At 66.7% G+C, this 26,214-nt stretch carries 23 protein-coding genes; 9 read left to right on the top strand and 14 right to left on the bottom strand.

The window, feature by feature from the left end:
* Positions 1-8: 8 nt before the first annotated feature.
* The 6 genes from QX128_RS19520 to QX128_RS19495 all read left to right on the top strand — a co-directional run bounded on the left by QX128_RS19520 (position 9) and on the right by QX128_RS19495 (position 5,231).
* A complete protein-coding gene (locus QX128_RS19520) occupies positions 9-638 on the top strand; it encodes a DNA-3-methyladenine glycosylase I (protein WP_316238253.1) in 630 nt (209 codons plus the stop codon).
* Positions 635-1,252, top strand: coding sequence for an HD family hydrolase (locus QX128_RS19515; RefSeq protein WP_316178222.1), 618 nt, complete (start codon positions 635-637; stop codon positions 1,250-1,252). The genes QX128_RS19520 and QX128_RS19515 overlap by 4 nt, the downstream gene beginning before the upstream one ends.
* A gap of 1 nt (position 1,253) precedes the next feature.
* Positions 1,254-1,493 (top strand): hypothetical protein, encoded by a 240-nt coding sequence (locus QX128_RS19510; RefSeq protein ID WP_315802850.1) that lies wholly within the window; start codon positions 1,254-1,256, stop codon positions 1,491-1,493.
* Positions 1,490-1,738 carry a hypothetical protein gene (locus QX128_RS19505; RefSeq protein ID WP_315802849.1) on the top strand — a complete coding sequence of 83 codons (249 nt, stop codon included), beginning with the start codon at positions 1,490-1,492 and terminating at the stop codon, positions 1,736-1,738. Before QX128_RS19510 ends, QX128_RS19505 begins: the two co-directional genes overlap by 4 nt.
* A 116-nt stretch (positions 1,739-1,854) precedes the next feature.
* A complete protein-coding gene (locus QX128_RS19500) occupies positions 1,855-2,361 on the top strand; it encodes a protein tyrosine phosphatase (protein WP_316238252.1) in 507 nt (168 codons plus the stop codon).
* Between the two features lie 188 nt (positions 2,362-2,549).
* Positions 2,550-5,231: a DUF2339 domain-containing protein gene (locus QX128_RS19495; protein ID WP_316238251.1), complete on the top strand. Its 2,682-nt coding sequence runs from the start codon at positions 2,550-2,552 to the stop codon at positions 5,229-5,231.
* A gap of 3 nt (positions 5,232-5,234) precedes the next feature.
* Here the strand turns inward: QX128_RS19495 and QX128_RS19490 are convergent, their stop codons facing one another.
* Both QX128_RS19490 and QX128_RS19485 read right to left on the bottom strand, forming a co-directional pair.
* Positions 5,235-6,920, bottom strand: coding sequence for a methyl-accepting chemotaxis protein (locus QX128_RS19490; RefSeq protein ID WP_315802846.1), 1,686 nt, complete (start codon positions 6,918-6,920; stop codon positions 5,235-5,237).
* 200 nt (positions 6,921-7,120) lie between these two features.
* Positions 7,121-8,809, bottom strand: a complete 1,689-nt coding sequence (locus QX128_RS19485; protein WP_316238250.1) for a methyl-accepting chemotaxis protein — start codon at positions 8,807-8,809, stop codon at positions 7,121-7,123.
* Between the two features lie 221 nt (positions 8,810-9,030).
* Here QX128_RS19485 and QX128_RS19480 point away from each other — a divergent pair, with 221 nt between their 5' ends.
* The gene (locus tag QX128_RS19480) at positions 9,031-9,228 is read left to right on the top strand and encodes a hypothetical protein (RefSeq protein WP_315802844.1); all 198 of its coding nucleotides are present in this window, start codon (positions 9,031-9,033) and stop codon (positions 9,226-9,228) included.
* A 170-nt stretch (positions 9,229-9,398) separates the two neighbouring features.
* Here QX128_RS19480 and QX128_RS19475 read toward each other — a convergent pair whose 3' ends face one another.
* From QX128_RS19475 to QX128_RS19460, 4 genes are all read right to left on the bottom strand, one after another.
* Positions 9,399-9,632, bottom strand: coding sequence for a DUF6894 family protein (locus tag QX128_RS19475; RefSeq protein ID WP_015668557.1), 234 nt, complete (start codon positions 9,630-9,632; stop codon positions 9,399-9,401).
* 176 nt (positions 9,633-9,808) lie between these two features.
* Complete coding sequence (locus tag QX128_RS19470) at positions 9,809-10,474, bottom strand: hypothetical protein (protein ID WP_315802843.1); 666 nt, start codon at positions 10,472-10,474, stop codon at positions 9,809-9,811.
* A 114-nt stretch (positions 10,475-10,588) separates the two neighbouring features.
* A complete protein-coding gene (locus tag QX128_RS19465; RefSeq protein WP_316238249.1) occupies positions 10,589-11,575 on the bottom strand; it encodes an MDR family oxidoreductase in 987 nt (328 codons plus the stop codon).
* A 64-nt stretch (positions 11,576-11,639) separates the two neighbouring features.
* A complete protein-coding gene (locus tag QX128_RS19460) occupies positions 11,640-12,887 on the bottom strand; it encodes an MFS transporter (RefSeq protein WP_316238248.1) in 1,248 nt (415 codons plus the stop codon).
* Positions 12,888-13,244: 357 nt separating this feature from the next.
* Between QX128_RS19460 and QX128_RS19455 the strand changes: the two genes are divergently transcribed.
* Positions 13,245-14,843 (top strand): L-aspartate oxidase, encoded by a 1,599-nt coding sequence (locus QX128_RS19455; RefSeq protein WP_316238247.1) that lies wholly within the window; start codon positions 13,245-13,247, stop codon positions 14,841-14,843.
* On the opposite strand, the gene QX128_RS19450 is transcribed toward QX128_RS19455, so the two are convergent.
* The 3 genes from QX128_RS19450 to QX128_RS19440 form a co-directional block, all read right to left on the bottom strand.
* The gene (locus QX128_RS19450; protein ID WP_316238246.1) at positions 14,840-16,321 is read right to left on the bottom strand and encodes a cell wall hydrolase; all 1,482 of its coding nucleotides are present in this window, start codon (positions 16,319-16,321) and stop codon (positions 14,840-14,842) included. The two genes, QX128_RS19455 and QX128_RS19450, sit on opposite strands and share 4 nt — an antisense overlap.
* A gap of 442 nt (positions 16,322-16,763) precedes the next feature.
* Entirely contained in the window at positions 16,764-19,727 is a 2,964-nt protein-coding gene (ppdK, locus tag QX128_RS19445) for a pyruvate, phosphate dikinase (RefSeq protein ID WP_316238245.1), read from the bottom strand.
* A 93-nt stretch (positions 19,728-19,820) separates the two neighbouring features.
* Positions 19,821-19,976 carry a DUF3096 domain-containing protein gene (locus tag QX128_RS19440; protein ID WP_012042558.1) on the bottom strand — a complete coding sequence of 52 codons (156 nt, stop codon included), beginning with the start codon at positions 19,974-19,976 and terminating at the stop codon, positions 19,821-19,823.
* Positions 19,977-20,225: 249 nt separating this feature from the next.
* Between QX128_RS19440 and QX128_RS19435 the strand changes: the two genes are divergently transcribed.
* Positions 20,226-20,579: a DUF1236 domain-containing protein gene (locus tag QX128_RS19435; RefSeq protein WP_316238244.1), complete on the top strand. Its 354-nt coding sequence runs from the start codon at positions 20,226-20,228 to the stop codon at positions 20,577-20,579.
* A gap of 240 nt (positions 20,580-20,819) precedes the next feature.
* On the opposite strand, the gene QX128_RS19430 is transcribed toward QX128_RS19435, so the two are convergent.
* From QX128_RS19430 to QX128_RS19410, 5 genes are all read right to left on the bottom strand, one after another.
* Positions 20,820-21,413 (bottom strand): class I SAM-dependent methyltransferase, encoded by a 594-nt coding sequence (locus tag QX128_RS19430; RefSeq protein ID WP_316238243.1) that lies wholly within the window; start codon positions 21,411-21,413, stop codon positions 20,820-20,822.
* 2 nt (positions 21,414-21,415) lie between these two features.
* Positions 21,416-23,521 carry a glycine--tRNA ligase subunit beta gene (gene glyS / locus QX128_RS19425; protein WP_316238242.1) on the bottom strand — a complete coding sequence of 702 codons (2,106 nt, stop codon included), beginning with the start codon at positions 23,519-23,521 and terminating at the stop codon, positions 21,416-21,418.
* A 233-nt stretch (positions 23,522-23,754) separates the two neighbouring features.
* A complete protein-coding gene (locus tag QX128_RS19420) occupies positions 23,755-24,693 on the bottom strand; it encodes a glycine--tRNA ligase subunit alpha (protein ID WP_315802834.1) in 939 nt (312 codons plus the stop codon).
* A 129-nt stretch (positions 24,694-24,822) separates the two neighbouring features.
* Positions 24,823-25,014: a hypothetical protein gene (locus QX128_RS19415; protein ID WP_315802833.1), complete on the bottom strand. Its 192-nt coding sequence runs from the start codon at positions 25,012-25,014 to the stop codon at positions 24,823-24,825.
* A gap of 107 nt (positions 25,015-25,121) precedes the next feature.
* Positions 25,122-26,024: a S49 family peptidase gene (locus tag QX128_RS19410; protein WP_315802832.1), complete on the bottom strand. Its 903-nt coding sequence runs from the start codon at positions 26,022-26,024 to the stop codon at positions 25,122-25,124.
* Positions 26,025-26,214: the final 190 nt, after the last annotated feature.

Genomic DNA, 26,214 nt, shown 5'->3' with positions numbered 1-26,214 from the left:
CCGGTCTCATGGGTCGCGCTGCTGTCGTCCATCCCGATGGCCTGACGCGCTGCCCGTGGCCGGGCAGCGATCCGCTCTATGTCGCCTATCACGACACCGAATGGGGCGTGCCGGAATATGACGACCGCGCGCTGTATGAGAAGCTGATCCTCGACGGCTTCCAGGCCGGGCTGTCGTGGATCACGATCCTGCGCAAGCGCGACAATTTCCGCCGCGCCTTCGATGATTTCCAGCCGGAGAAGATCGCGCGCTACGGCGACAAGAAGATCCACGCGCTGATGAGCGATGCCGGCATCGTCCGCAACCGCGCCAAGATCGAAGGCACGATTCTCAGCGCGAAATCCTGGCTCGACATCCAGGACAAGGGTCCCGGCTTCTCCAAGCTGCTGTGGGGCTTCATGGACGGCGCGCCCAAGGTCAACCAGTTCAAGACCACCGCAAGCGTACCGGCCTCGACACCGCTGTCGATCAAGATCTCCAAGGAGCTCGCCTCGCGCGGCTTCAAGTTCGTCGGGCCGACGATCGTCTACGCCTTCATGCAGGCGACCGGCATGGTCAACGACCATCTCGTCACCTGCTTCTGCCACGAGACCTGCAGCGGCAAGCGCCGCGCCCCGCGCCTCAAGCCTCCCAAATGACGACTGACAAGGCCCCGAGCGGGCACGACCGCGTCTGGCAGCGCATGCTGTCCGGCCGGCGGCTCAACCTGATCGATCCCTCGCCGCTCGATGTCGAGATCGCCGACATCGCCCATGGGCTCGCGCGCGTCGCGCGCTGGAACGGCCAGACCACCGGCGCGCACATCTTCTCGGTCGCGCAGCACACGCTGCTGGTCGAGACGGTGATGCGCGCGCGCAAGCCCAACATCGATGCGAAGCTGCGGCTCGCCGCGCTGCTGCACGACGCGCCGGAATACGTCATCGGCGACATGATCTCGCCGTTCAAGGCGGTGCTCGGCGGCAGCTACAAATCAGTCGAGAAGCGGCTGCTCGGGGCGATCCACATCCGCTTCGGCCTGCCGGCCGAGATTGCCCCCGAGATCGAGCGCCAGATCAAGGCGGCCGACCGCGGCGCCGCTTTTCTGGAGGCGACGCGCCTCGCCGGTTTCTCGGACAGCGAGGCGAAGAAGCTGTTCGGCCGCGATCCCGGCCTGCCGGACGCCACCGTGACCGACTATCTGACGCCCTGGAGCGCGGCCAAGGCCGAGAAGCAGTTCCTGACCCGCTTCAATACGGTGCTGGGGGCGTGCTGAGATGCCGCTGACGCCCGAAGAGCGCCAGAACGAGCGCCTGAAGCTGCTGGCCAATTGGGCCAACACGCTGGCGACCGCGATCGTTTCGGTCGGCGTTTTCGTGCCGATTGGACAGGAAATCTATGGCTTCCTGCCGCAAAATACCGACCCGACGCTGATCTATGTGTCGGCCCCGGTTTGCTTCATGGCCGGTTTGATCCTACATTTGGTGGGGCAATGGGTCCTTGGAGGGCTCCGATGACGATGGGCCAGATCTATGCGTTGAGCATGCCGCTCGCGGTGGCCGCGATGGTGGCGCTGTACGCTCTCATCCTGCGGCGTCCGTGGGCAGAGACGGGCGCTCGACAGCCGGTCCATTCATCACAGGCACGGCGTGAGGGTCTGCGCGACGGTCTCGTGGACCACATCGAGCGGCTGAACGCCGAGATCGAAGGCAAGGCCCATCTGGTTCGCCAGGAGCTGCGGCAGCTCAAGAACACGCGCTGAAGGCCGTCGGCGCATACATGCGCCAGCCCGACGGCAGACATCCAAAACGCGCTTTTGCAAAACGCGCTTTTGCCCTTGTGCCCCCATTCGTATAATCGGGCGTTCAAAGGCTCGCCATGATCCACGTCTGCTCACTCGCCGCCCTGCCCGAGACCGTGCGCCTGACCGGCGCCAGCCACGTGCTGACCATCATGGCCAATGTCGAGCAGGTGCGGCGGCCGGAGACGATCCGCCCCGAGAACCATCTGCGGGTCTCGGTCGACGACATTACCGAGCAGCTGCCGGGCTTCATGGCGCCGAGCGAGGACCACGTCGCCCAGGTGCTGGAGTTCGTGCGCGGCTGGGATCGTGCGGCGCCGCTGGTGATCCACTGCTATGCCGGCATCAGCCGCTCCACCGCGAGCGCCTTCGCCGCGGCCTGCGCGCTCAACCCCAATCGCGATGAGCTCGATATCGCCTGGGCGATCCGCCAGGCCTCGCCGATCGCCTCGCCGAACCGGCTGATCGTCAGCCTGGCCGACAGGGCGCTGGGTCGCAACGGCCGCATGGTGCGCGCGCTGGACGCGATCGGGCCCGGCGCCATGATGATCGACAGCGCGCCGTTCCGGATCGATCTGGACTGAGTTGCGGCGCTGCGTAGCCGCATACCGGTGCGCTTTGAACTTATGTTCCACGGTTTGACACAGAGGGAACGACGGCCATCGTGCGGCCCGGCGGAGCGGTTGGCCGATTCGCGGGGGACCGCAAAGGCTCGCAGCTTCCCTCCACCCGTGACGCCTCCCGGCGGCATCGATTTCAGGATTCCCGCGTGATGTTCGATTGGCCCCTGGATTGGATCGCCCTGCTGGTGGCGTTCGCGGCGCTCGCCTTCGCGCGACGGACGTCCGACCGATTGGCCGAGGTGCAGGCACGGCTGGCCAAGCTCGAGGCCGCCCCCCCGATCGCGGCCGCGCCGGTGGTCGCGCCGCCGCTCAGCCCGCTTCAGGAGCCCGCTGAAGCCCCGCCAATGCCGCCTCCATTGCCGGAGCTGACCGAGCCTGCTCTCCAGCCCGCGGCGCTGGCGAGCGACGCAGCGGCCGGTCAGCCGCCGCTCGCGTCCCCACCACCCGTGCCGCAGCCCGCGGCCGGCTTCGAGGAGCGCATCGGCACCCGCTGGGTGGTGTGGATCGGTGGGCTGACCCTGGCGCTCGGCGGCTTCTTCATGGTGCGCTACTCGATCGAGGCCGGCCTGGTCGGCCCCGAGGTGCGCGTCGCGCTCGGCGCGCTGTTTGCGGCCGCGCTGCTCGGGGCCGGCGAATGGACGCGGCGCAGGGAGAGCATCTCGCAGATCGCGGCGCTGCCGATCGCCAACATCCCGGCGATCCTCACCGCGGCCGGCACGGCGGTCGCCTTCGCCACCATCTACGCGGCCTACGCACTCTACGACTTCCTGCCGCCCGCGATCGCCTTCGTGCTGCTCGGCGTGGTCGCGCTGGGCACGCTGGCGGCGGCGCTGCTGCACGGCCCGGCGCTGGCCGGGCTCGGCCTCGTCGCGGCATTCACGACGCCGGTGCTGGTGTCGACCGGCGAGCCGAACTACTGGGCGCTCTACATCTACCTTGCCATCGTCACCGCAGCCGCGTTCGCGCTGGCGCGCGTGCGGCTGTGGCGCTGGCTCGCGATGACCACGATCGGGCTGTCGTTCCTGTGGACCCTGCCCGGACTCGACGCGGGCATCGAGACGGTGGCACCGCACGTCTTCCATGTCGTCACCGGCTTTGCACTGGCCGCGCTGATCGTGGTCTGCGGCTTCATGTTCGGGCCCGCAGCCGACAATGACGAGGTCGAGCCGATCTCGTCGGTGGGGCTCGCCGTCTATCTGCTCGGCGCCATGCTGGTTGTGCTCGCGAGCTTCCATGACGGCCTGGCGCTGATCGGCTTCACGCTGCTGGTCGCGGCCACGCTGGCGGTCGCCTGGCGCGCGCCGAGCGCAGCCGGCGCGGTGGCCGCCGCCGCTGCGACCGTGTTCCTCGTGTTCGCCGAATGGGCGCTGCGCGACAATCCGGACCTGCTGGTGCTGCCCGGCGGCGCGCTGCCGGGAATGGGACCGAACCCGCTCGGCGCATCGGTCACCTCGCATCTGGTCACGGCGGCGATCTTCGCGCTCGGCTTCGGCGGCTCCGGCTTCCTGGCGCAGGGGCGCTCGCACAACGCCGCCGTGCCGGTGGTGTGGTCGGCGGCCGGCGTGTTCACGCCGCTGGCGCTGCTGGTCGCGCTCTACGCGCGCATCGCCCATCTCGACCGCTCGATCCCGTTCGCGATCGTCGCCGTCGTGCTCGCCGCCGCGTTTGCCGTCGCAACCGAGGCGCTGACGCGGCGCGAGGAGCGTCCCGGCCTCAGTGTCTCGATCGCGCTGTTCGCGACCGGCACGCTGGCCGCGCTGGCGCTGGCGCTGACCTTCGCGCTGGAAAAAGGCTGGCTGACGATCGCGCTGGCGCTGATGTCGCTCGGCACCGCCTGGATCTACGAGAGCCGGCCGATCCCGTTCCTGCGCACGCTCGCGGCCGTCTTTGCCGGTCTCGTGGTGCTGCGCATCGGCCATGATCCGCGCATCGTCGGCGCCGATGTCGGCACCACGCCGATCGTCAACTGGCTGCTGTGGGGCTATGGCGTTCCGGCGGCGTCGTTCTGGGGCGCGAGCTATCTGATGCGCCGCCACGGCGACGACGCCCCCTTACGGGCGGTGGAGGCCGCCGCGATCCTGTTCACGACCCTGCTCGCCTTCCTGGAGATCCGCCACGCCGTCAATGACGGCGACATGCTGGCGGTGCCGTCGCTCGACGAGATCGGCCTCGACGTCTGCGTCGCGCTGGCGCTGGCGATCGGCCTGGAGCGGCTGCGGGAGCGCAGCGGCAGCATCGTGCACAACATCGGCGCCGTGATCCTCACCGGATTCGCCGGCGGCGCCACCGTGCTCGGTCTGCTGATGTTCGAGAATCCGATGATCTCGGATGTCGCGATCAAGGGCGGCCTGCTCAACATCCTGATCCTGGCCTATGCCTTCCCGGCGGTGCTGATGCTGCTGCTGTCCTACGCGGTCGCAGGCCGCCGTCCGCCCGGCTACGGCAACACGCTGGCCGCGGGCGCGCTGATCCTGGCGCTGTCCTATGTGAGCCTCGAGATCCGTCGGATCTATCACGGCCCCGATCTGACGGCAGGGCCGACCAGCGCGGCCGAGCAGTACACCTATTCGATCGCCTGGCTCGCCTTCGGCGTGGTGCTGCTCGGGATCGGACTCGTCGAGCAGTCGCAGCGCGCGCGTCTGGCGTCCGCCATCGTGATCGCGCTGACGATCCTGAAGGCCTTCCTGGTCGACATGTCGGCTCTGACGGGCGTGTGGCGCGCACTGTCGTTCATCGGACTCGGCCTGGTGCTGGTCGCGATCGGCTGGCTGTACCAGAAAGTGCTGTTCCGGCGGCAGCAGCAGGTGCCGCCGGCTCAGCCGGCGCAGTGACGATCAGGCGGCCCTGACCGACTGCAGGAACGAGGCGACCTCGCGCTTCAAGCGGTCGCTGTCGGTCGCGAGCGACTTGGCGGCGCTCAGCACGTGCGAGGACGCCGAGCCGGTCTCGGTGGCGCCGCGCTGCACGTCGACGACGTTGGACGACACCTGCTGCGTGCCATGCGCGGCCTGCTGGACGTTGCGCGAGATCTCCTGCGTCGCCGCGCCCTGCTCTTCGACGGCCGCCGCGATCGCCGAGGAGATTTCCGACAGCTTCTCGATGGTGCCGGAGATGTCGCGGATGGCGCCGACCGATTCCTGCGTTGCCGCCTGGATGCTGCCGATCTGCTGGCCGATCTCGCCGGTCGCCTTGGCGGTCTGCTCGGCCAGGGCCTTGACCTCGGAGGCGACCACCGCGAAGCCGCGGCCGGCGTCGCCGGCGCGGGCCGCCTCGATGGTGGCGTTCAAGGCGAGCAGGTTGGTCTGGCCGGCGATTGAGTTGATCAGCTCGACGACGTCGCCGATGCGTGCCGCTGCCTTCGACAGCTCGCCTACGCGATCATTGGTCTGGCGGGCCTGCGAGACGGCCTCCTGCGCCATCCGCGCCGATTCCTGCACCTGGCGGCTGATCTCGGTGATCGACGACGACAGCTCCTCGGTGGCCGAGGCCACCGACTGCACGTTGGTCGAGGCTTCTTCCGAGGCCGCCGCGACCTGGGTCGAGATTTCCTGCGAGCGCGTCGCCGTCGAGGACAGCGCGCCGGCGGAATGCTCGAGCTCAGTCGAGGCCGACGACACCGTCTGCACGATCTCGCCGATCGTCGTCTCGAACTGGCGGGTGATGTTGTCGACGCGGCGGCCGCGCTCGATCTTGGCCTCGGCGTCGGCGGCGGCGCGCTCGTCGGCCTCCTTCTTGGCGATCAGGGCCTCCTTGAACACCTGCAAGGTGTCGGCCATCGCACCCATTTCGGTCGGCTCGCCGCGGTGTGGCACCTCGGCCGAAAGATCGCCCTGCCCGAGCGCCTGCATCGGCCTGATGATCGAGGCGATGCCGGCCGAGACGTCCTGCACGAGGTAGAAGCCGACGCCGATGCCCGCAGCGATCGTCGCGATCAGGATGGTTGCCATGATCCAGAAGGCGCTGTTGTAGCCATCGACAGCCTCCTGAGTTGCCGTTGCTGCGCCCTTGTCGTTCAACTCGATCGCCTTGATCAGAAGATTCTCGGACTCGGCCGACGCAACGCCGGTGCCCCTGAACAGCCCCTCGATGTCATCAGGCAGGCGGCCGACGCTGTTGCGGGAGACATCGAGGACCTTGTCGGCCTCAACCGTGTATTTTTCCCAAGCCTTCTTCCAGGCCTCGTACAGCCTGTGCTCCTCGGGGTCCGAGATCAGCGGCTCATAGGTCCGGATGTCCTTCCTGACGTTGTCGAGCATGGCCGCCATTCGCTTGTCGACGTTCGCCTTGGCCTCCGCCGACAGCGCCATCACGTGGGCGCGAAGTGTGAGCCGGTAGACGTTGATGTCGGCACGCAGCGCCCCGAGCACCCGCACGCTGGGAAGCCAGTTTGTGGCGATGTCGACGGTGCGGACGTTGATCGACTGCATGCTGCGCACCGCGAGCAGGCCAAGCCCTGACATCGCCACCAGCATGAAGGCGATGACAGCGATGATCTTCAGACGAATGGAAAGCCTGGACACGTCCTGATCCTCCGAGAGAAAGCATCTCGCTGTCGGCCGCCTGGAGGGAGGCCGGCTTCCGCGGTGACCGACCGCGCCGCGGTGGAGACGAAAAAGCGGCACCTGCTGGGGAGCAGGGTGCCGCCGATTACCGCAAAGTTCCGTTAATGCTGAACGTCGTATGACTACGGGACGCGATCTAATCCCGCTCGTCGGACAGATCAGGCCGCGCGCACCGACTCCAGGAACGTCGCCACCTCACGCTTCAGCCGGTCGCTGTCCGAGGCCAGCGATTGCGCCGCGGCCAGCACGTGCGTGGAAGCCGTACCAGTCTCGGTGGCGCCGCGCTGCACGTCGACGACATTCACGGAAACCTGCTGCGTGCCCTCCGATGCCTGCTGGACGTTGCGCGAGATCTCCTGCGTGGCGGCACCCTGCTCTTCCACGGCCGCCGCGATCGCCGACGAGATTTCCGACAGCCGCTCGATGGTCGTGGAGATCGCCCGGATGGCGCCGACCGATTCCTGCGTCGCCGCCTGGATGCCGGACACCTGCTGGCCGATCTCGTCGGTCGCCTTGGCGGTTTGCTCGGCCAGCGCCTTGACCTCGGAGGCGACGACCGCGAAGCCGCGGCCGGCTTCGCCGGCGCGCGCCGCCTCGATGGTCGCATTTAGCGCCAGCAGGTTGGTCTGGCCTGCGATCGTGTTGATCAGCTCGACCACGTCGCCGATGCGCGCGGCCGCCTTGCTCAGCTCGCCGACGCGATCATTGGTCGTACGCGCCTGCTCGACCGCCTCGTTGGCCATGCGGGCCGATTCCTGCACCTGGCGGCTGATCTCGGTGATCGAGGACGACAGCTCCTCGGTGGCGGAGGCAACCGACTGCACGTTGGTAGAGGCCTCCTCGGAGGCCGCCGCGACCATCGTGGAGATCTCCTGCGAGCGCGTCGCGGTGGATGACAGCGCGCCGGCGGAATGCTCGAGCTCGGTCGAGGCCGACGACACCGTCTGCACGATCTCGCCGATCGTCGCCTCGAACTGGCGGGTGATGTTGTCGACGCGGCGGCCGCGTTCGATCTTGGCCTCGGCATCGTGAGCCGCGAGCTCGTCGGCCTCCTTCTTGGCGATCAGCGCCTCCTTGAACACCTGCAGCGTATCGGCCATGGCGCCGATCTCGGTCGGTTCGCCGCGATGCGTCACCTCCGCGCCGAGATCGCCCCTGGCGAGCTCCTGCATCGGCTTGATGATCGAGGCGATGCCGGACGAGACGTTCTGCACGAGATAGAATCCGACGGCGATGCCGGCGATGACGGCCGCGGCAATGATCGAGACCACCAGCCAGATCGCCCGCGAGAAGCTCTCGGCCGCCTGCCGCGTCGCGTTGTCGGCGCCCTTGTTGTTGAAGTCGATGTCCTGGATGAAATACTTGTCGGCGTCGCGCGCGATCGCGGCGGCCGATTTTTCCAGCATTTCGGTGGCTTCGTGCGGGATCTTGCCGACGCTCTTGTTGGATTCGTCCATCACCTGCTTGACCGCGACGACGTACTTCTCCCAGGACTGCACCCAGTTGTTGTAGATCGCACGTTCCTCGGCCGAGGTGATCATCGGCTCGTAGGTCTTGCGGTCCTTGTTGATCGTCTCGAGGATTCCGTTGACGCGCTTCTCCGCGGACTGCTTGGTCTCGGCCGTTTCCGACATCACATGCGCGCGCAAGGCGATGCGCAGCAGGTTGATGTTAGCGCGCAGCTCGCCGATCGCGCGCACGCTCGGCAGCCAGTTGTGGGCGATGTCGACCGTGTTGGCATTGATCGACTGCATGCTGGTGACGGCGAGCGCGCCGAGCCCGCAGATGGTGACGAGCATGAAGGCGATGACCGATATGATCTTCGTACGGATGGACATTGTTGACACGGAGGACCCCAGCTGACTGCGTGGTTCGGCCGCGTTCTGCCAGCGCCAAGGACGGCCCGAACATTCAGGTCTGCGCTGCGCTGCGCGGTCGAAGGTCAGGAGATCGGCAGACTCCGAAAATTCCGGACCCGCACGTCGTCGCTGACGGAACTCATTGGGCGCGAAACAGGCTTATCGGAGGTTAATGCGGGAACCGTAAGATTACGGACAAACCGCATAAAATGATCATCGTGCGCAACGACGCGGTGCTCCGAAACCGGCCCGCGCTGGACCAAGTCTCCCGATACCGTTGCAGGATTGCGTCGAAGCAGGAGCTTCAAACGGTGCGCCGGGCAAAGGGCGATCACTGCCGCCACCCGCACTGGCAGGCGCCGCAGCTACCGACGACGCTGATCATCGTGCGTATCTATCGGAGATGAGGTGGCCGCGGCACGACGCGGAGCCAGGGCCGAACTCTACCGGGTTGCGGCCGACCCGCCCGGAGTGGACGCAGACTTCATCGAAAGATGCCCCGCACGAGCGATCGGCGCCACGGCAAACCGGGCCGGGCTCCGACGGCCCACAACCCAATCACCCGGACAGCCGGACCTCAGCCGACCGCTTCGGACACGAGGCGAATCCGGAACACCGGTTGCTTGGCTTCGTCGAGCAGTTCCATCTGCCACTCGGCCCCCTGCTGCAACGACTTCGAGATCCCACCGATCAGGTCGGAGCAGACAGCCGTCAGCTCGTTCCAGGCGGTTTCCCGGTTGGCGAATTCATAAGGCTGGTCAGCAGCGCCAGAATAGCGGCCCTGGCTGATCCGGAAGAAATAAAGCGACATAACGACCCTTTCTCATGGGCCACCCCCCTGGTCGCAAACTGCACACGAGTCGCTACCGAGGCATGAATTTAAGATTCCGTACGACTACGGCGCAATGACCACTAACGTGCGGTCAGCTTAAAATATTGCTCTATGTTAATAGGGAGCTGGTTTTTCAATGATCGGTGAACTAACAACTAATCGGTCGAGCGACGCAGCTCCGGCGCCGCATCCGACTTCGCGTTATCGGATTTGGTCATCTCAGCCTTCGCGTTTTCGGCCTTGATGTTCTCAGTCTTGGAACTGTCCGCCTTGGCGGCCTTCGCAGCATCTGCCTTCAAGGGTTCAACCTTGCTGCGTTCCACCCGCGGGGTCTCGACCCGCGCCGCGACTTCGGTGTGCGAGCCGTCAGCCGCGGGCGCAGCAGCGCGTGCGCGCGGCCGCGCCACGGCGCGCGCCATCAGCATGGTGGCTCCGCCCTGGTGCTGGAAATCGCAATAGGCGAAGGCGCCCAGCCCGGAGACCGAGCCGCGGAAGCTGCGGTCGTCCTTCTTGTCGAGGTTGAAGCACGGCTCGAACGGCATGCCCTTGATGGCAGCGCAGACATTCTGGCCGCGAATCTGCAGGGTATTGCCGGGCAGACGGATGTGACGCACCGGGCCAGAGCCGGAGAACTGCACCGCGCCGGCGGCGCCCATGTCGTCGAGGATGCGGCCCGCGCCCCGGGTGCCGTCGACACAGGTGAAGGCGAACACCTTCCCGGCGACGAATTTGCGGGCCTCGTCGGCGGTCATCGAACCCGCGATCGCGGGAGCAATCACGGCACCGGCAGTCACGGTCCCCAGCAATATACGCGCGAGCATGCATCAAACTCCCACTTAACCCCACGCAGCGGGTAAGGCGGTATCTTTACCCCATGCTTACCATACCAACCATGGCAACAATGGAGCAGCATGGTTTGAAAAGTCTGAACGTCCTCAGGATATTCTTACCACCGTACGGCCGCGGACCTGGCCCGCGAGGATCTGCGGACCCAGCGACGCGACCTGATCCAGGGCAATTTCGTGAGTGATTTCAGCTAGTTTTGTGCGATCCAGATCGGTCGCGAGGCGCTGCCAGGCCGCCTTGCGCGCCGGCAGCGGGCACATCACCGAATCGATGCCGAGGAGGCACACGCCGCGCAAAATGAACGGCGCCACCGACGATGGCAAATCCATGCCGGCAGCGAGGCCGCAGGCGGCGATGGCGCCGCCATATTGAGTCATCGCCAGCAGGTTGGCGAGCGTATTGGAGCCGACGCTGTCGATGCCACCCGCCCAGCGCTCCTTCGCCAGCGGCTTGGCCGGCCCGGACAGCTCATTGCGGTCGATGATCTCGGCGGCGCCGAGCGACTTGAGATAGTCGGCCTCGGCCAGGCGGCCGGTCGAGGCGATCACGTGGTAGCCGAGCCTGGCGAGCACCGCCGTCGCCACCGAGCCGACGCCGCCGGCCGCGCCGGTCACCACCACCGGCCCGCTCGCCGGCGTCAGCCCGTGCTTCTCCAGCGCCAGCACCGCGAGCATCGCGGTGAAGCCGGCGGTGCCGATCGCCATCGCGTCGCGGGCCGACAGCCCCTGCGGCAGGCCGACCAGCCAGTCGCCCTTGACCCGCGCCTTCTCGGCATAGGCGCCGAGATGGGTCTCGCCCATGCCCCAGCCGGTGCAGATCACGGCATCGCCCGGCTTCCAGGCCGGATGGCTGGACTGCTCGACCGTGCCGGCGAAATCGATCCCCGCGATCATCGGGAAGCGGCGCACCACCGGCGCCTTGCCGGTCAGCGCCAGCCCATCCTTGTAGTTCAGCGCCGACCACTCGACCTTCACGGTGACGTCACCGTCCATCAATTCAGCTTCATCGAACTGCGTCAGCGCCGCGGTCGTTCCCTTGTCCGCCTTTTCGATCCGGATCGCCTTGAACGTTCCCACAGCCGCACTCCCTGCGCTTTCTTCGTCTCACGCCATGTTTAGCCGATCGGGTCGGCAGCGCAACTCAGGTCGCGGGAACGGCACGCGCGACCGGCTTCTCGACGATCGGCAGGTTGATCAGCGCCGACAGCACGCCGAACAGGATCGAGAGCCACCAGATCGGCGTATACGAGCCGTAGCGCTCGAACACGATGCCGCCGAGCCAGACGCCGAGGAAGCCGCCGACCTGGTGGCTGACGAAGGCGAAGCCATAGAGCGTGGCGAGCCAGCGGGTGCCGAACATGATCGCGACCAGCGACGAGGTCGGCGGCACCGTGGACAGCCAGGCGAGCCCCGACACCGCGCCGAACGCGATCGCCGTCGACGGCGTCACAGGGAACGAGATGAAGGCGAGCGTCGCCAGCGCGCGGGCGAAATAGATGAAGGACAGGATGTAGCGCTTCGGCAGCCGGCTCTGCAGCCAGCCGACGCTGAGCGAGCCGATGATGTTGAACAGCCCGATCGCCGCGATCACCCAGCCGCCGGTCTGCGCCGACAGGCCTCGATCGACCAGGAATGCCGGCAAATGCACGGTGATGAAGGCGAGCTGGAAGCCGCAGGTGAAGAAGCCGAGCACCAGCAGCACGTAGGAGCGGTGGCCGAACGCCTCCATCAGCGCGGTCGTGAACGACTGCTGCTCGGCCTCCGACGGCTTGGCCTCGGCCGCCGGCGGCGTCGCCACGGCAAGCGACAGCGGCACGATGAACAGCATCAGGCAAGCGAACACCATCAGTGCGCTCTGCCAGCCGAACTGGTCGATCAGCGCGACGCCAAAGGGAGCGAACAGGAACTGGCCGAGCGAGCCGGCCGCGGTGCCGGCGCCGAGCGCGATGCCACGCCGCTCCGGCGGCAGCAGCTTGCTGAACGCAGACAGGATGAGGTTGAACGAGCAGCCCGACAGGCCGAAGCCGACCAGCACGCCGGCGCCGATGTTCAGCGACAGCGGCGAGCTGGAATAGCGCATCATCAGCAGACCGCCGGCATAGAGCAGCGCGCCGACACAGATCACGCGCATCACGCCGAAACGATCGGCGATCGCGCCGGCGAGCGGCTGACCGAGCCCCCACAACAAATTCTGCACCGCCACTGCAAGGGCGAACACGTCGCGGCCCCAGGCGAACTCACGGCTCATCGGCTGCACGAAGAAGCCGAGGCTGGAGCGCGGACCGAAGCTCAGCAGCGCAATCGCGCAGCCGCACACGATGATGACCACCGGCGTGCGCCAGCCCTGGCTGCGGGACACCGTGCCGAGATCGCCTGCCTGTACCGACATCAGTGTCCTCCCCTGCCGCGGTCGCTGTCTGCCGCGCCTCTCCGGTTAATGCATTTGCATTGAACTCCCAAGCTCAAAAGCGGAACCCAGCCATGAAAAATTTCGATGCGGCGGCGAGCCATGAGCAGGTGTCATCCGAAGCCAGTTCCGGCGGCGGAACTCGCTAATGCGTGTTTGTCCCGGCGCGAAGCGTCCTGATGCGCGAGTCGCAAACGATGATTCATCCTGCGCGGGAGCGACCTTCAGAACGGCGGCTATTTGTCGCCAAACACCAATAAAGAGCGAAGGAAGTCTCTGAAGAAGAACTAACAGGTACCGCGGTACACATGCGCACGGAATGTGGAATTTGGACAGCACATGGACCACGATCAGATCGAGACATCCGGCCACGTCGTGATCGTCGGCGCCGGAGTTGCCGGACTGTTCTGCGCGCTGAAGCTCGCCCCGCAGCCGGTCACGCTGATCTCCGCCACCTCATTGGGCGAGGCCTCGTTCGGCACGACGATGCAGGCCGACATCGCGGCAGCGGTGTCATCCGGCGACAGCCCCGATACCCACGCCGCCGACATGATCGCTGCGGGTGGCGGCCTGGTCGACGCGACGGCTGCGCTGGCGCTCGCGCGCGATGCTTCGGCCGCGATCGAGGACCTGGTCCGCCTCGGCGTGACATTCGATCGTGATCACGGCGGCAGGCTGGCGACGTCTCGTGCGGCTGCGCACGCCGCGCGACGGATTCTCAGCGTTCGCGGCGACTTCACCGGACAGGCGATCATCACCGCGCTGTCGCAAGCCGTGCGCGCGACGCCATCGATCCGCATCATCGAGGGCCACGTCGCCGACGCGCTGCTGACGGAAGACGGCGCGGTGCGTGGCCTGCAACTCCGGCCGACCGATGACGACGCGGCCGCGCCGATGCTGATCGCGGCGCCGGCAATCGTGCTGGCCACCGGCGGCATCGGCCGGCTGTTCGCGGCGACCACGAATCCGCCGCACGCCACCGGCATCGGTCTCGCCATCGCCGCGCGCGCCGGTGCGGTGATTGCCGATCCGGAGTTCGTGCAGTTTCATCCGACCGCGATGATGACCGGCCGCGATCCGGCGCCGGTTGTAAGCGAGAGTCTGCGCGGCGCCGGCGCGATCCTGGTCAACCGGCGCGGCCAGCGCTTCATGCTGCCGCGCCATCCGCTGGTCGATCTTGCCCCGCGCGACACGGTGGCCCGCGGCGTCATGGCCGAGATCATCGCCGGACGCGGCGCTTTTCTCGATGCGCGCGACGTGCTCGATGACGACGTCGCCGAGCGCTATCCGATGCTGCATCGGGCCTGCGCCGCCGCGGGGCTCGATCCGACCCGCCAGCCGATTCCAGTGGCGCCGGCGGCGCATTTCCACATGGGCGGGATCGCGGTCGACGCGCGGGGCCGCAGCACGATCGAGGGGCTCTGGGCGGCAGGTGAAGTCGCCGCGACGGCAACGGATGGCGCCAATCACATCGCCGGCAACGCGCTGCTCGGCGCGCTGGTGTTCGCCCAGCGGATTGCCGACGACATCTCCGGCCGGACGTTCACCGCCTCCTCCACCCTGCAGCACGTTGCGTTCGCCGATCCGGCCGGATCCTGTGCGGGCGCTGCCGAGGTGTCGCTGCGCGAGATGATGACGAGCCAGCTCGGCGTCATCCGCGACGAGGAGCGGCTGGCCGAGGCCATCGCCGCGATTGCCAGGATGGAGCGCGACGCCGGCAGCCCGAGGCTGCGCAACATGGCGAGCGCCGCGCTGCTGATCGCCACCGCGGCCTGGAGCCGGCGCGAGAGCCGCGGCGCGCATTGCCGCGCCGATTGCCCGGCCGAGAATCCGAGCTTTGCGCAGCGGACGATGACGACGCTCACGGCGGCGCGCGAAATCGCCGACGAGCTCAGCGCGCGGCCGACGGTGCGTCTGCCACGCTCGCTCAGCGCCTAGCGCCGCGTCCAGTTCGGATTGATCTCGGCCTCGCTCTTGGCGGCCTCGGTCAACTCGGCCGAAATGGCCGCCGTCTGCTGTGGCGTGCCCCAGCTCGGCGCGTCGCTGCCGTCGCCCCACTTCTTCGGCCGGTAGAAGGTGTGGACGCCGAATTTGTACATCCGCTTCATCTCGGCGACCCAGGATGGCCGCACCCAATAGGCATGATAGTGGGTCGACTTGCCAACCTCCGGCAGCCAGATCTGGCCGTCGAGCATGGCCTTCGCGATCTTCCTGGCGCGGTCCCACATCTCGGGCTCGCGAATGACCTCCGGATTGTTGTCGCAGGCGAAGGTGAACTGGCAGGCGAAGTGGCGGTATTTGTTCTGGTAGACGACGCCGCACACCGTGGTGGGATAGTAGCCGGAGAACGCCCGGTTCAGCACGACCTGCGCCACGGCCATCTGGCCGCGCACCGCCTCGCCGCGGGATTCGAAATAGACCGCTTCAGCGAGGCACTTCTCGGACTTGAAGCGCGCCTTCTCGTCGGTGAGCCCCAGGCGTTCAGCCGGAGTCCTGTCGCGCTGATTGTCGGCGTTGACCTCGCCTTTCGGCGCGATGCTCTCGCCGCCATCACCGGCCTTGGCAGCATCGTCGGCCGGCTGTGACAGCACCGCCATCGGCTTGAGGTCCGGATCCGGCATCACGATCAGCGGCGCCTCGCCCGGCAGCCATGTCTCCATGGTGCCGGCAGCACCGCCCAGCGACGACGTGCCGAAATAGAGATTGGACGTCTTGACGTTGAGGCCGTCATAGCTGACGGCGCCGTCCACCAGGATCTGATCGGTTGCAGGCTTCAGCTCGCCCGAGGGCTGGATCTCGGACTTCGTCGCGTCGTATTGCGCGAGCGGCGGCGCGCTCAGCGCCTCCTGCAATTCGGGATCGAGTGCAGCGCGCTGCGGGAGCGGCGCCTGCGCCGGCGCTTCCGTCGTCTTGGCGCCGAACACGGAGGAATTCGAATCGGGTTGAGTCGATGGCGTGGGTGCGGGCTCGGAGGGTGCGGGCTCGACGGGCGCGGCCGATTCGGTCGGCTGCGCCGGCGGCGTCGGCGGCCGGACGACGAGACGATCGCCCTTCAGCGTGCGATCGACCTTGGGAAAATCGGAGGCCTGGTAGCGCGGCGGAACCTGCAGCGCCGGATTGCGCGGCGTCGACCCGGTGATGTCGAGGTCGCGCCCATCGAGGCTCGCAAGGCGGATGCTCCCCGCCTGCGGCGCCGAGGTTCCGATCGGACGGCCGAAACTGTAGGTGGCGAGCTGAATGGAGGCCGCAGCCGAGAACACGCGCTTCTGCCAACGCTCGGCGACGCCCGGCTGGCGGGCGAGCAGGGAAGCGATGTCTTGATACCCGGTCTCTGTCGGCATCAGAGCGAAGACGCAGAGACCGAGTCCGAAGGACGCATATCGCGCGCCCTTCGGACCGGGACGCAGAACTAACATCGGTACGCTCAACGCAACGCTTACTGGATCGACCGAACAACAGTGCTTCCGTGCAATTCGATCTTCTCTCTTCGTATCGGGTTTAGGTTGCCGAGGAGTTAATCCGCGTTGCAATCGTGAGACAGGCAAGCGGGGAAGTTGCAGAGCGTTTTGCGATCGATATGTGTGGTAAACAGCGCGCCGACGAGAACGGTGAACATTCGGTCAACCAACGCGGTGAATGAAAATCATCTGCGCATGATTGACGGCGGCGGAGTGTTCCATCGGACCTGCGCCGTTGCTCTCTCCACTCGTCATTCCGGAGCGCCCCCAGAATGACGGCAGTGTTGGAGAAGGAGTGCAGCTTGCGTCACGTGTGCGCCCCATGGTGACGAGCCCTCAGCAATGAAAAAGGCCGGCAACATGTGCCGGCCTTCATCAGATCAGATCGATCGCAGCAAGATCAGGCCTGGCTCGCGATCTCCTTGCCGAGCGCGGATTGCGCGGCGGCGAGGCGCGCGATCGGCACGCGGTAGGGCGAGCACGAGACGTAGTTCATGCCGACCTTGTGGCAGAACGCCACCGAGGCCGGATCGCCGCCATGCTCGCCGCAGATGCCGACCTTGAGCGTGGGCCGCGTGGCGCGGCCGCGCTCGACGCCGATCTTGACCAGCTCGCCGACACCCTCGCGGTCGATCGAGATGAACGGATCGATCTCGAGGATGCCCTTGGCGACGTAGGCGCCGAGGAAGCTGCCGGCGTCGTCGCGGCTGATGCCGTAGGTGGTCTGCGTCAGATCGTTGGTGCCGAACGAGAAGAACTCGGCGGCTTCCGCGATCTGGCCGGCCATCAGCGCGGCACGCGGCAGCTCGATCATGGTGCCGACCTGGTACTCCAGCTTGGCGCCGGTCTCGCGGATCACCGCCTGCGCCATCGCGTCGATGCGCGCCTTGACCAGATCGAACTCGGCCTTGGTCGCGATCAGCGGCACCATCACCTCGAGGCCGACGGCCTCGCCGGTGCGCTTCTCGGCCTCGACCGCCGCCTCGAAGATCGCGCGCGCCTGCATCTCCGCGATCTCCGGATAGGCGATCGCCAGGCGGCAGCCGCGGAAGCCGAGCATCGGGTTGAACTCGGAGAGCTCGCGGGCGCGGTCGGCCAGGCGACGCGGATCGGTGTTCATCGCGCGCGCGACTTCCTCGACCTCGGCCTGGGTGTGCGGCAGGAACTCGTGCAGCGGCGGATCGAGCAGACGGATCGTGACGGGAAGCCCCTTCATGATCTCGAACAGCTCGACGAAGTCGGCGCGCTGCATCGGCAGCAGCTTGGCGAGCGCGGCGCGGCGCTCCTGCTCTTCCTCGGAGAGGATCATCTCGCGCACCGTGCGGATGCGCGTCTCCTCGAAGAACATGTGCTCGGTGCGGCACAGGCCGATGCCCTCGGCGCCGAACTTGATGGCGGTGCGCGCATCCTCCGGGGTGTCGGCATTGACGCGCACGCCGGTCTCGCGCACGGCGTCCGCCCAGCCCATCAGGGTGCCGAACTCGCCGGACAACTCCGGCTCGATCATCGGCATGCGGCCGGCCAGCACCTGGCCGACGGAGCCGTCAATGGTGATGACGTCGCCGGTCTTGAAGGTGCGCGAGCCGATGCTCATCGTGCCCCGGCCGTAGTCGACGCGGATGGTGCCGCAGCCGGAGACGCAGGGCTTGCCCATGCCGCGCGCGACGACGGCGGCGTGCGAGGTCATGCCGCCGCGCGTGGTCAGGATGCCCTCGGCGGCATGCATGCCGTGGATATCCTCCGGCGAGGTCTCGATGCGGACCAGGATCACCTTGCGACCGTCGGCCTGCAGCTTGGTGGCCTCGTCCGAGGAGAACACGATCTCGCCCGAGGCCGCGCCCGGCGAGGCCGGCAGGCCGGTCGCGACCACATCGCGCTTGGCGGCGGGATCGATGGTCGGGTGCAGGAGCTGATCGAGCGAGGCCGGGTCGACGCGGAGCACGGCATCGTTCTCCGAGATCAGGCCCTCATTGGCGAGCTCGACGGCGATGCGCAGCGCCGCCTTGGCGGTGCGCTTGCCGCTGCGGGTCTGCAGCATCCACAGCTTGCCGCGCTCGACCGTGAACTCCATGTCCTGCATGTCACGGTAGTGCTGCTCGAGCAGCGTGTAGATGCGGGTCAGCTCCTTGAACGCGTCGGGCATCGCGACTTCCATCGACGCCTTGTCGGAGCCGGATTCGACGCGGGCATCCTCGGTGATGTCCTGCGGGGTGCGGATGCCGGCGACGACGTCCTCGCCCTGCGCATTGATCAGGAACTCGCCGTAGAGCTTGCTCTCGCCAGTCGAGGGATTGCGGGTGAAGGCGACGCCGGTGGCCGAGGTGTCGCCCATGTTGCCGAACACCATGGCCTGGACGTTGACGGCGGTGCCCCAGGATTCCGGGATGTCGTGCAGCTTGCGATAGGTCACCGCGCGCGCGTTCATCCAGGATGAGAACACCGCGCCGATGGCGCCCCACAACTGGTCATGCGGGTCCTGCGGGAAGTCCTTGCCGGTCTCGGTGGCGACGGCGTCCTTGTACTTGCCGACCAGCATCTCCCAATCCTCGGACGAGAGGTCGGTGTCGAGCTGATAGCCCTGGGCGTCCTTGAAGCTGTCGAGGATGTCCTCGAAATGATGGTGCTCGAAGCCGAGCACGACATCCGAATACATCGTGATGAAACGGCGATAGCTGTCGAAGGCGAAGCGGCGATCGCCCGACAGCGACGCCAGCGCCTCCACCGTCTGGTCGTTGAGACCGAGATTGAGCACGGTGTCCATCATGCCCGGCATCGAGGCGCGGGCGCCGGAGCGCACCGAGACCAGCAGCGGGTTCTCCGGATCGCCGAATTTCTTGCCGGTCAATTTGCCGATGTAGTCGAGCGCCTTGTCGACCTGCGACTGCAGCTCCTTCGGGTAGGTCTTGTCGTTGGCGTAGAAGTAGGTGCAGACCGATGTCGGAATGGTGAAGCCCGGAGGTACCGGCAGGCCGAGATTGGCCATCTCGGCCAGATTGGCGCCCTTGCCGCCGAGCAGATCGCGCAGGCCGGCCTTACCTTCGGCCTTGCCGTCGCCGAAGGTGTAGACCCACTTGTTCGGCTTGATCGCGGTGACCGCGCTCTTGGCCGGGGCCTTCGCCGCCGATGCCTTCGCGGCCTTGGCGACCGGCCTGGCAGCCGTTTTGGCCGGCTTCTTCGGAGCGGTTTTCACTGGCGCTTTCGGTGCAGACCTGGGCGCGACCTTGGCCGGGGCCTTGGCCACGGGCTTCGACGCCGTCTTGAGCGCCTTGCGCGGCGGAGCGAGTGCTGCGGTCTTGGCCTTGCCCGGCTTGGAAGGCTTTGATTTCGCTGTAACTTTCTTAGACTTCGCTACCGCTTTGGCCATGAGGTGCTTCGATCCGCAAATGGGAGGAGAAATCGCGCGCCTTACACCACTTTGGGCGCTGCGGCGCAAGCTCGGGGGTTCCCGACCTTGGGACTAGAAGTGCAGCCACTTCAGCAGGCCCATGCCGATCAGGCCGTTCAGGATGAGGAAGATCGCAACGATCAGGTTCAGCAGGCGCGGCATGATCAGGATCAGGACGCCGGCGATCACGGACATGATCGGCGAGATATGGGCAACGGTCAGGGTCATCGACGAGCTCTGAATGATTGAAGGACGAGGCTGGGGCGATTCGATCGGGCCGGACTTTATCCTGGCCCATCGTGGCGGAATAGGAGACGCACGGCGCGAGTTCCGGTTCCCCTACCGCTGGATCTGCCGCAAAAACGCCGCCGGTTCCACCGTCCGCCGCGCGGAACGATGATCTGTTGCGGGCATTGGGAAGCAGGTGCCGGCACGCGCCGGTCTCTCTCAGCGATCAACAGCTCAGGAGTCCCGTCCATGCGAACCCATCTCACCCTTGCTGCCCTCGTGGCCGCAGTCGTGATTCCGGCGACCGCACAGGCGCAATCCTACACGACGGGCGTCGGCCGCAGCGTCGTGGTCGAGGAGGACGCTCCAGTGATCACGGTCGAGCGCCGGCCGGAGTTTCGCGAATATGTCGTCCGCGAGCGCGTTCCCAACTATGTGATCCCCGATCGCGTAGTTGTTGGCGCCGTGCTGCCGGAGTCCGGTGTTACATATTACGACGTTCCGCAGCGCTTCGGTGCGACGCCGTACCGTTACACCGTGGTCAACGGCGAAACTGTTCTGGTCGAACCGCGATCCCGGCGGATCATTCAGGTGGTTGAGTAGTTATAGAGCTGCATTTGGTCGCCAACGCCCCCGCAAGCGGCCAGATGTAAAGGCCCTGCCCGGTTCCCCCCGCCGGGCGGGGCTTACTTTTGTGGGATACCGCTTCTGGTCGTCATCGCGAGCGCAGCGACGCGATCCAGGGGCCACACAGACAGTCTGCCGTCGGAAGCCCCTGGATTGCTTCGGCGCAAGAGCGCCTCGCAATAACGAGCCAGAGGATGCAGCGCGGCGCGCCTGCACTCAACCGGCCTTCTTCACCACCATGCGGTGAATGATCTTGCCTGAGGACTTACTGACGACCTGCTCGTCGAGCAGCGTCGTATCTCCTGCAAAGACCGCGCGGATGGTTGCGAGGTCGACCACCGCATAGAGCCGGCCGTGCCCATCGCGCTGATCGGCCTGCTCCGTCACCCGCCAGCTCAAATACAGGACGCCACCGGGCTTCGTGATCGCGCGCATCCGCCGCACCGACGGCACCACGTCGCTGCGATCGAGATGCATCAGCACGGTCTCGCACAGCAAATTGTCGAAGCTTGCATCCGCGATGCTGGCGAGGGCAGGCAGTTCGGCATGCGTGAACGACGCGTTCGGATAGCGCGTGCGGGCTTCAGCCAGCAGTCCCTCCGACGCGTCGAAACCTTCCGCAGGATACCCGTTGGCATTCAGCCAGCCGACCTCGCGGCCGCTGCCGCAGCCGATGTCCGCGGTGCGGCCACCGGACACGAAGAAGCGCCTGACGATGGCGTGGAGATCGGCCGACGCCGGCTGCGCATGCCAGTCGGCCGCGAACGCCGCCGCCTCACGGTCATAGGCGGCGAGCGTCAGCCGGTCCATCCTCAGCCCTCGATCTTGGAGAAGTCCGCAACCGCGCGCGTGGCGCTGCGGATTTCGTTCAGCAGCCTGAGTCGATTCTCGCGGATCGCTGCGTCGTCGTCGTTGACCTTCACCTTGTCGAAGAAGGCATCCACCGCCGGGCGCAGCTTCGCCATCGCGCGCATCGCGGCGGCAAAGTCCTCCTTGGCGACGGCAGCCCCCGCTTCCGCCGCGACCTCGCCGATCGCCTTGGCCAGCGCCTTCTCCTCGTCGAGCTTATAGAGCGCAACATCCGGCGCCCCCTCGAACTTGCGCTTGTCCTTCTTCTCCTCGATGGCGAGGATGTTTGACGCGCGCTTGGTGCCGGCAAGCAGGTTCTTGCCGTCGTCGCTGTCGAGGAATTTGCCCAGCGCCTCGACGCGGCGGACGACCATCAGCAGGTCATCCTGGCCGCCGAGCGCGAACACCGCGTCGACGAGATCGTGACGTGCGCCCTGCTCGCGCAGTTGGACCTTGAGGCGGTCGGCGAAGAAGGAGAGCAGATCGGCGGTAAGCTTGTCCGGCTCATGCGCGCTCTTCACGTGCAAACCGGCCAGCGCCGACGCCGCCACCTTCAGCAGTGACGCGCGCAAGGCGTTCTCGGTGATCAGTCTGATCACGCCCAGCGCCGCGCGACGCAGCGCATAGGGGTCCTTCGAGCCCGTTGGCTTCTCATCGATGGCCCAGAAGCCGACCAGCGTATCGAGCTTGTCGGCAAGCGCCACGGCCACCGCGACCTTATCCGTCGGCACGCGATCGCCGGGTCCTTGCGGTTTGTAGTGCTCCTCGCACGCCGCCGCGACGGAGGCGTCCTCGCCCTGCGCCAGCGCGTAGTACTTGCCCATCAGGCCCTGCACTTCCGGAAACTCACCGACCACTTCGGTCAGCAGGTCCGCCTTGGCAAGCTTCGCCGCACGCGCGGTCTTTGCGGCATCGGCCCCCACCAGCGGCGCGATTTCTGCGGCGAGCTTCTCGATCCGCGCGATGCGCGCGGCCTGGGTGCCGAGCTTCTCGTGGAACACGATCTGCTCGAACTTCGGCAGCCGGTCCTCGAGCTTCGTCTTGAGGTCGGTCTCATAGAAGAACTTCGCATCCGACAGGCGGGCGCGGATGACGCGCTCGTTGCCGGCGATGATGGTCTTGCCGCCGTCGGTCGCCTCGATGTTGGCGGTCAGGATGAATTTTGGCGCGAGACCTCCGGTCTTGGGATCGCGGACCACGAAGCATTTCTGGTTGTTGCGAATGGTGGCGCGGATCACCTCGCCAGGGACCTTCAGATACTCCGGATCGAAGGAGCCCATCAGCACCACCGGCCATTCGACCAGGCCCGCGACCTCATCGAGCAGCACGGGGTCCTCGACCAGCTCATAGCCTTGCGCAAACGCGAGCTGCTTGGCGTCGGTGACGATGGTGTCTTTCCGCCGGTCGGGATCGAGCACGACCTTGGCGTCGAGCAGCTTCGCCTCGTAATCCTCGAAGCGGCGCACCGAGATCGGCGCGGGCGCCATGAAGCGGTGGCCGAACGTGGTCTGTCCCGCCTCGATGCCGTCGACGGCGAAGCTGATCACGTCGGGCTCCTCGGTCTCCAGGCCGAAGGTCGCGGTGATCGCGTGCAGCGGACGCACCCAGTTCAGCGCACCAGGCTTTTCCGAGCGCTTGCCCCAGCGCATCGATTTCGGCCACGGGAATGTGCGCACGATCACCGGCAGCATCTCGGCGAGCACGTCGAGCGTGGCGCGGCCGGGCTTCTCGATCAGCGCGACGTAGAAATCGCCCTTCTTCAGATCGCGCTGGATCGTGGCTTCCTCGATCGAGGACAGGCCGGTTGCTTTCAGAAATCCCTGGATCGCCGCGTCAGCGCCGCCGACGCGCGGACCCTTGCGCTCCTCTTTCAAGTCAGCCTGCCGCGCGGGAATGCCGTGCACGGTCAGTGCCAGCCGCCGCGGCGTCGCGAACGCCTTGGCGCCTTCATAGACAAGCCCTTCGGCGACCAGCTTGTCGGTGACCATGCGGCGCAGATCGTCGGCCGCCTTGGCCTGCATGCGCGCGGGGATTTCTTCGGAGAACAGTTCGAGGAGAAGGTCGGGCATGTCTCAAGTCTCTCTGCACGAAGAACCACCTTCCCCTGGAGGGACAGGCCATCGCGAATTGCTAAACTCGTGGAAAGCAGCTTGCCTCCCACCGTCCTTCGAGACGCCCGGCGAAGGCGGGCTCCTCAGGACGAGGTCTGATTTTGCGGCGAGATCCGAAAGACCCTCATGGTGAGGAGCGCCGCCGGCGGCGCGTCTCGAACCATGAGGCCCCGGATGCAGCCGCGTTCGTTCTAACCAGCGCCCGCCCCGCCCGCTTCCGTATGCAGCCAGGCCTCGCCGCAGGCCTTGGCGAGCTCGCGGACGCGCAGGATGTAGCTCTGGCGTTCGGTGACGGAGATGACGCCGCGGGCGTCGAGCAGGTTGAAGACGTGGCTGGCCTTGATGCACTGGTCGTAGGCCGGCAGCGCCATCTGGTGCTCCCGGCGATTGCCGTCACGCCAACCGGCGTCGAGATATTTGCGGCAGGCGCCCTCGGCCATCTTGAACTGCTCGAACAGCATGTCGGTGTCGGCATGCTCGAAATTGTGCCGCGAATATTCGCGCTCGGCCTGCAGGAAGACGTCGCCATAGGTGACCTTGGCGTCGCCGTCGCGGCCGTTGAAGTTGAGGTCATAGACGCGGTCGACGCCCTGGACGTACATCGCCAGGCGCTCGAGGCCGTAGGTGAGCTCGCCCGCGACCGGCGCGCATTCGAAGCCCGCGACCTGCTGGAAATAGGTGAACTGCGACACTTCCATGCCGTCGCACCAGCACTCCCAGCCAAGACCCCAGGCGCCGAGCGTCGGGCTCTCCCAATCGTCCTCGACGAAGCGGATGTCGTGCACGGCGGCGTCGATGCCGATGGCGCCGAGCGACTTCAGGTACAATTCCTGAAGGTTCGGTGGCGACGGCTTCATGATCACCTGAAACTGGTAGTAGTGCTGCATCCGGTTCGGATTCTCGCCGTAGCGGCCGTCCTTCGGCCGCCGCGACGGCTGCACGTAGGCGGCATTCCACGGCTTCGGCCCGAGCGCGCGCAAGGTCGTCGCCGGGTGGAAGGTGCCGGCGCCCATCTCCATGTCGTAGGGCTGCAGGATCACGCAGCCCTGCTCGGCCCAGAACCGTTGCAGGGCCAGGATGAAGCCCTGGAACGAACGTTCGGGGCGCATGTGCAGAGGCAGCGAGTCCATCGTCGGTATCGGTCTTTCGCAGGCGTCGGAAAAGCGCGCGGACCGTATCGGCGGGGCCATCAGGAATCAAGGCAATAGGGCCCTCGAAACGACGGCGACGTCCCGTCGTTCGAAGGTCGGCGGAGCGTGTCAGCCCGGCCGGTAGGCGCCGGTGACGGGATCGCGGCGCAGAGTCTTGATCTCGGCGGCCCGCGCGGCCTCGGCGACGCGTGACAGCCGCGCCTCTTCGAGCTCGCGGTTGATCTTCTGCGCGGCCTTGTAGGCCCAGCGAACCACGGCTAGCCCGCCCAGCATACCCGCGAAAGCAACGAACGGCGGCATTGGTCGATCCTCGTTCATGAACAGAGCCACCCCGATTCCCATTGTCGCCGATCCCGGTTCCCCCCGCAATCGGATTGCGAGGAGCGAAATGGCGCGCCCCCCGGGTTCTAGAACCCGAAACGAGCCCAGATCGCCCGGGTTTCGACCGCGGAGATCAGCTCCTCCGCTAGCCCGGTCCAACCGATCCCCAGGCTCCCGGCGCCTGCCGCCCGCCGTCCGAGCAGCCCGGACAGCAGGCCGCCGGCGGGCGCCACCACGGGCATAGCGACCTTGTCGCCGAAGCGGGCGCGCAGCACCGCGCGGAGGTCGCCGATGGCGTCCGCCAGCCCCAGCGTGACGGCGCTGTCGCCGGCCCAGTACTCGCCGGTGAACAGCACATCGTCGGCGCCCTTCAGCCGGGTGGTGCGGCTCTCCTTGACCAGCGAGATGAACAGCGCGTGGATCTCGCGCTGGATCTTCTTCAGCCGCGCCACGTCGTCGGGATTCTCCGGCAGGAACGGATCGAGCATCGCCTTGTGCTCGCCGGCGGTATAGAGCCTGCGCTCGATGCCGATCTTCTTGATCAGGTCCTGCAGCCCGAACGAGCCGCCGACCACGCCGATCGAGCCGAGGATCGAGGACGGATCGCAGAAGATCTCGTCGCCGGCGCACGCAATCATGTAGCCGCCGGACGCCGCGACGTCCTCGACGAACACCAGCACCGGCAGCTTCTTCTCCGCCGCGAGCTGGCGGATGCGCAAGTAGATCTGGCGCGACTGCACCGGCGAGCCGCCCGGCGAATTGATCACCAGCGCCACGGCCTTGGCGTTGCGCATCGAGAACGCCCGCTCCAGCACCTTGGCGACGCCCGCGAGCGTCAGCCCCGGCCGCAACGGCGTCACCGCGCCGATCACGCCGGACAGACGGACGACCGGCACCACCGGGACGCCGCGCAGCCGCGCCGGAAGCAGCGCCTTCAGCCGATCGAATAGCCCGGCTGCATCGCTGGGTTGTGTCAAATTGTCCACCATTCAGTTACCTCGGATTTACCATTTTTTATCGCGCCGCTGCCATCCAAAGGGCTGGAACGAGCCTTGCAATGCCCTGGGCAATTGCACGGCGAGCACAAGGTGCAGAGTGCGGCGGAGGAATACATGAAGGTCTACCTGTTGATGCTGCTGATCGGTACTCTATTGACTGCGATCCGTTTCACGACGGTAA

Source organism: Bradyrhizobium sp. SZCCHNR1015, assembly GCF_032489875.1.
Taxonomy (GTDB): Bacteria; Pseudomonadota; Alphaproteobacteria; order Rhizobiales; family Xanthobacteraceae; genus Bradyrhizobium.
This window is presented reverse-complemented; position numbering and strand designations above follow the sequence as displayed.

Bases quoted from the DNA above. Each gene is read 5' to 3' on its own strand.
- QX128_RS19510 (WP_315802850.1), top strand. From the start codon at position 1,254: ATGCCGCTGACGCCCGAAGAGCGCCAGAACGAGCGCCTGAAGCTGCTG.
- QX128_RS19430 (WP_316238243.1), bottom strand. From the start codon at position 21,413: ATGGACCGGCTGACGCTCGCCGCCTATGACCGTGAGGCGGCGGCGTTC.
- ppdK (WP_316238245.1), bottom strand. From the start codon at position 19,727: ATGGCCAAAGCGGTAGCGAAGTCTAAGAAAGTTACAGCGAAATCAAAG.
- QX128_RS19435 (WP_316238244.1), top strand. From the start codon at position 20,226: ATGCGAACCCATCTCACCCTTGCTGCCCTCGTGGCCGCAGTCGTGATT.
- QX128_RS19440 (WP_012042558.1), bottom strand. From the start codon at position 19,976: ATGACCCTGACCGTTGCCCATATCTCGCCGATCATGTCCGTGATCGCC.
- QX128_RS19460 (WP_316238248.1), bottom strand. From the start codon at position 12,887: ATGTCGGTACAGGCAGGCGATCTCGGCACGGTGTCCCGCAGCCAGGGC.
- QX128_RS19410 (WP_315802832.1), bottom strand. From the start codon at position 26,024: ATGGTGGACAATTTGACACAACCCAGCGATGCAGCCGGGCTATTCGAT.
- QX128_RS19505 (WP_315802849.1), top strand. From the start codon at position 1,490: ATGACGATGGGCCAGATCTATGCGTTGAGCATGCCGCTCGCGGTGGCC.
- QX128_RS19420 (WP_315802834.1), bottom strand. From the start codon at position 24,693: ATGGACTCGCTGCCTCTGCACATGCGCCCCGAACGTTCGTTCCAGGGC.
- QX128_RS19470 (WP_315802843.1), bottom strand. From the start codon at position 10,474: ATGCTCGCGCGTATATTGCTGGGGACCGTGACTGCCGGTGCCGTGATT.
- QX128_RS19450 (WP_316238246.1), bottom strand. From the start codon at position 16,321: ATGTTAGTTCTGCGTCCCGGTCCGAAGGGCGCGCGATATGCGTCCTTC.
- QX128_RS19415 (WP_315802833.1), bottom strand. From the start codon at position 25,014: ATGCCGCCGTTCGTTGCTTTCGCGGGTATGCTGGGCGGGCTAGCCGTG.
- QX128_RS19500 (WP_316238252.1), top strand. From the start codon at position 1,855: ATGATCCACGTCTGCTCACTCGCCGCCCTGCCCGAGACCGTGCGCCTG.
- QX128_RS19480 (WP_315802844.1), top strand. From the start codon at position 9,031: ATGATCATCGTGCGCAACGACGCGGTGCTCCGAAACCGGCCCGCGCTG.
- QX128_RS19520 (WP_316238253.1), top strand. From the start codon at position 9: ATGGGTCGCGCTGCTGTCGTCCATCCCGATGGCCTGACGCGCTGCCCG.
- QX128_RS19455 (WP_316238247.1), top strand. From the start codon at position 13,245: ATGGACCACGATCAGATCGAGACATCCGGCCACGTCGTGATCGTCGGC.
- QX128_RS19495 (WP_316238251.1), top strand. From the start codon at position 2,550: ATGTTCGATTGGCCCCTGGATTGGATCGCCCTGCTGGTGGCGTTCGCG.
- QX128_RS19475 (WP_015668557.1), bottom strand. From the start codon at position 9,632: ATGTCGCTTTATTTCTTCCGGATCAGCCAGGGCCGCTATTCTGGCGCT.
- glyS (WP_316238242.1), bottom strand. From the start codon at position 23,521: ATGCCCGACCTTCTCCTCGAACTGTTCTCCGAAGAAATCCCCGCGCGC.
- QX128_RS19515 (WP_316178222.1), top strand. From the start codon at position 635: ATGACGACTGACAAGGCCCCGAGCGGGCACGACCGCGTCTGGCAGCGC.